The organism is Arsukibacterium sp. (genome assembly GCF_036735525.1).
Lineage (GTDB): Bacteria > Pseudomonadota > Gammaproteobacteria > Enterobacterales > Alteromonadaceae > Alishewanella.
Genome location: NZ_DAINOE010000140.1, coordinates 1 through 4,336 on the forward strand (window position 1 = coordinate 1; position 4,336 = coordinate 4,336).

At 45.9% G+C, this 4,336-nt stretch carries 4 protein-coding genes; 1 reads left to right on the forward strand and 3 read right to left on the reverse strand.

All coding sequences use genetic code 11. The features are described 5' to 3' along the window. The 3 genes from thrS to V7D78_RS16195 all read right to left on the reverse strand — a co-directional run. Positions 1-1,575: threonine--tRNA ligase (gene thrS, locus V7D78_RS16185; protein WP_333609493.1), on the reverse strand; the 1,575-nt coding region annotated here is incomplete at its 3' end. Between the two features lie 206 nt (positions 1,576-1,781). Next, on the reverse strand, positions 1,782-2,348 hold the full coding sequence (locus tag V7D78_RS16190) for a DUF6436 domain-containing protein (protein ID WP_333609494.1): 567 nt from the start codon (positions 2,346-2,348) through the stop codon (positions 1,782-1,784). Beyond that, on the reverse strand, positions 2,320-3,813 hold the full coding sequence (locus V7D78_RS16195; protein WP_333609495.1) for a methyl-accepting chemotaxis protein: 1,494 nt from the start codon (positions 3,811-3,813) through the stop codon (positions 2,320-2,322). Before V7D78_RS16195 ends, V7D78_RS16190 begins: the two co-directional genes overlap by 29 nt. A gap of 133 nt (positions 3,814-3,946) precedes the next feature. Here V7D78_RS16195 and V7D78_RS16200 point away from each other — a divergent pair. Next, a partial coding sequence (locus V7D78_RS16200; protein WP_333609496.1) for a fructosamine kinase family protein occupies positions 3,947-4,336 on the forward strand: 390 nt, incomplete at its 3' end.

The following is a 4,336-nucleotide window of genomic DNA, read 5'->3' on the forward strand; positions in this document are numbered from 1 at the left end:
AATACCGATAAAACGCTCAAGTGAACCCAATATTGCACGGTGAATCATCACCGGCACCTGCTTTTCACCACTTTCAGAAATGTAACTCGCCCCCAACCGCGCAGGCATAGAAAAGTCCAGTTGGATAGTACCACACTGCCAGGCACGTCCGATTGAATCATACAAGGTGAATTCTATTTTAGGGCCATAAAATGCGCCTTCACCTGGTTGGTAATCAAATGGCAAGTTGTTTGCTTCTAAAGCGTTTGCTAAAGCAGCTTCAGCTTTATCCCAACTCTCGTCACTACCAATGCGATTCGCTGGTCTGGTAGATAACTTCACCGCGATTTTTTCGGCAAAACCAAAGTCGCGGTATACGTCGTACACCATTTTTATACAACTGGTTACTTCCTGGAAAATTTGTTGCTCGGTGCAAAAAACATGCGCATCATCCTGAGTGAAAGAACGAACTCTCATTAAACCATGCAGCGAGCCTGATGGTTCGTTGCGATGGACAACACCAAATTCTGCCATACGATAAGGCAGATCGCGGTAGCTTTTTAAGCCTTGATTGAAAATCTGAACATGGCCAGGACAATTCATTGGCTTAACCGCATAAGTGCGTTTTTCAGACTCTGTGGAGAAAATGTTATCTTGATACTTTTCCCAATGTCCGGATTTTTCCCACATGCATACATCTAAAATCATCGGCGCTTTTACTTCTTCATAATCGTATTCGACTAATTTTTCGCGCATATAATTTTCGACAGTTTTGAATATGGTCCAACCATCGTTATGCCAGAACACCATGCCCGGTGCTTCTTCCTGCCAGTGAAACAGGCCCAGCGCCTTACCAATTTTACGATGGTCACGCTTTTCGGCTTCTTCTAACTGCAACAGATACGCTGCCAGCTGTTTTTTATCAGCCCAGGCGGTGCCATAGACCCGCTGCAACATTTTGTTCTTCGAATCGCCACGCCAGTAAGCGCCGGCCACTTTCATTATTTTAAAATGCTGGCAAAAGCGCATATTCGGCACGTGTGGGCCGCGGCACATGTCGATGTATTCTTCATGGTGATACAAGCCTGGCTGGTCGTCCTTGCTGACGTTTTGCTCAAGGATTTCCATTTTGTAGCTTTCGCCACGCGCTTTAAACGTATCAAAGGCTTCTTGCCAGCTCACTTTATGCTTAATGACATCATATTCGGTTTTAGCCAGCTGCAGCATGCGCGCTTCCAAAGCCGCTAAATCGTCACTGCTAATGGGCTGTTCTAAATCGACGTCGTAGTAAAAGCCGTTATCAATCACCGGGCCTATGGCCATTTTCACGCCAGGCCACATTTGTTTGATGGCATGACCAAGTAAGTGCGCGCAAGAATGGCGGATAATCTCCAGGCCTTCCTGATCTTTGCTGGTGATAATACTTAAGCTGGCATCGGTGGTGATGGGGTCGCAGGCATCGACTAACTGGCCATTCACCTTACCGGCAATGGTGGCTTTGGCTAAACCGGGGCCGATGTCTTTGGCAACATCCATAACAGAAACAGTGTGATCAAAAGCGCGCTGGCTGCCATCTGGCAGAGTAATAACTGGCATGATAATTCCTTAACAGTGGTGGCCCATACCAAGGGTCACTTGTGTAATAGTGAAGCGTCATCACCCACAGTCAGACAGTTAATGGCTTATACCAAAAGGCATTTGCCAGACTATGCAAGGTAACAACTTAAGTAATAACATAGGTAAAATCCAAAAAAGCGCGGCTATAGTAACATTAGGCTGCGAAGTTGACTACTCAGGCTTGACTAGTTTGAGGAGACTAAGCAGCGGCAGGCTTTGGCTTCGCCATTTAGCCAAAGACCAGGCAAGGTCACCGCTTTGGTAATTATTGGCGCTATAATGCTGGCCGATACAGAACAAAGCGGGCCAGTCGCATAAGGGCCGGCATAAATAAGCTCACCATGCTGAAAAACCAGTACCGCAGGCGTGGCCGGCAAGGTTAAACCCGCCTGAAGCACCTGATCGTACGTTAGCTGAGTTTGCGCCTGAGCAGCCAACAGGTATTTTTCTTCGAATTGAGTGATATGCAGCTTAGCCCTGCTGTTACAAATACAGTTAGCTTGTTGTACGTGCACTACCTGAATACCAGGCATCACCGCAAGGCCTAGCTGGTGCAACTGAAAGCTGCGACTGTTAAGCCAGTTATTTTGCAGCTTAGGATCAAATTGACCGTAGTGCTGGTTACCAAAGTAAAACAAGGCGACACTACTGAGTATTAACCAGCTCAAAAACACCACCACAGCCAGCCAAACTTTACGCCGTGGTGTCATGTAAAACATGGTATTAGACGACAAACTTTTTAGACTCAGCACTCAAGGCCGTGGTAATGGTCGATAACTTATCAGAACATTTCAGTACATTATCACCCAGAGATTTTTGCTCAGAGGTCATTTGGCTTAATTGCTGAGCACTTTGGGCAATTTCACTGCTGGACGCACTTTGTTGCTGTAACGAGTTTGACATCACATCAGATGACGTAGCGACTTGTTGCGCTTGCTGTAAAATTACCTGTAATAATTCACCGCTCTGCTGGGCATGAACACGGGTACTGTCTAACTGCTCTATACTGCGTTTTACTTCGGTAACTGATTGCGAGCTATTGGTGACTAAGCGCTCAATCATACTTTTTATTTCATCCGTTGAGCCCCGGGTGCGCGACGCCAGTGTTCGCACTTCATCGGCGACTACCGCAAAACCACGCCCCTGTTCACCCGCCCTGGCAGCCTCAATTGCCGCATTGAGTGCTAATAAATTGGTTTGCTCGGCAATCGACTGGATCACATCCAACACTTTGCGGATATCAACAGTCGCACTTGCCACATCGTTAACTTTATCGCCGGTATCGCTTAATTGTTGTGCCAACTGTTTTACTGAATCAATAGTACTGCCCACCGAAGCCTTGCCATCAATAGCAGCTTGCTCAGCTTCACGGGCAAAATTTAATACCTGCTGCGATAAATTAAACACATCCTCTATGCTATGTGACATTTGCTCGGTAGCTGAGGCTATTCTGTCAACTTCATTCATTTCGCTGAGCATGCTGTCAGACAGAGCCTCACCTTCATGCAATAAACTGCTGGATTCGGCTTTTAACACCTGAGTCTGATGTTCTATGGTCTGAATGGTTGACTGTAGCGTGGCCTGAGCCGCATTAAAGTTATCAATAACGCGCGACTTTAAATCGGCACAACGGTGAGTTAACACCACTTTATTATCCTTAGTTAACATATTCTCGGTAGCATTAAACAAGGCTTGGCCTACCAACCCTTCGCGTAAGCTTTGCCGGCAAATCAGCACTAACACCGCAGCTTCAGCCACTACAAAGAGTGCGTGTAATAATATGATATTCAAAGAAAGGCTTTGCTCAGGCACCAAATACACAGCCGCGCCTTGCATTTGCAGGTACATGAATAGCAAATGGTGCACTGCTATGGTGGCCGCAGCAACCAGGACAACCAGATAATCACGAAAAGAAATCAGCACGGCGAGCAACACAAAAATCCCGAAGTGCATTTCAAGTAAGCCTGAAGACTGGTGAATATGCAGCGCAGCAAAAAACATAAAACTAACACCGAAACTCAGCCTGGCAATGAGCTGATCACCCAATAACTTATATAAAAACAGCGGTACCAGCGCGGCCGGCAAGCCAATTAACAATGCAGGAAGCCAGGTACTGTGCCAACTTGCCAGCAATAACGCCATCAAAAGCAACGTTATGTTTATCGCATTCATAATACTAAAAGCTTGAACTCTAAAACGTGGGGCTATAGCAGGCATGAAAACTCCGGAGGCTGTTTAGATTCACTAAGAGTAAAAAAATTTTTTATACGAGCCAGTTAATAGATATCGATCAATGATTTTTCAGCGAAATAAGCCATACTCAATATAGCATAAACTCTGGAGTCAACAAATGTGGCAGGCAATTGCAGAGCAAATTAGCAGTGAGTTGGATGTTGAATTTACCATTGAACATAAAACGCCACTCACTGGTGGTGATATTAATCTGGCGTTTAAAATCAGCGGCCAGGGTAAGCAGTTTTTCGTCAAACTGAATCAACGGGAACAATTAGAGCAATTTGAAACCGAAGCCCTGAGCCTGCAAGCACTCAGACAACAACACTGTATCAAGGTGCCTGACGTGGTGTGTTATGGCCAAACCTTAGACAAGGCCTTTTTGGTGCTGCAATACTTACCACTGGTTAGTGACAGCCAACGCGGTTGGCGATTGCTGGGTCAGCAGCTGGCTACATTACACATGAACCATGATCAGGCTATGTATGGCTTTGACTGGGATAATATG

Coding starts and splice junctions, on each gene's coding strand:
- V7D78_RS16195 (WP_333609495.1), bottom strand. CDS start 3,813: ATGCCTGCTATAGCCCCACGTTTTAGAGTTCAAGCTTTTAGTATTATG.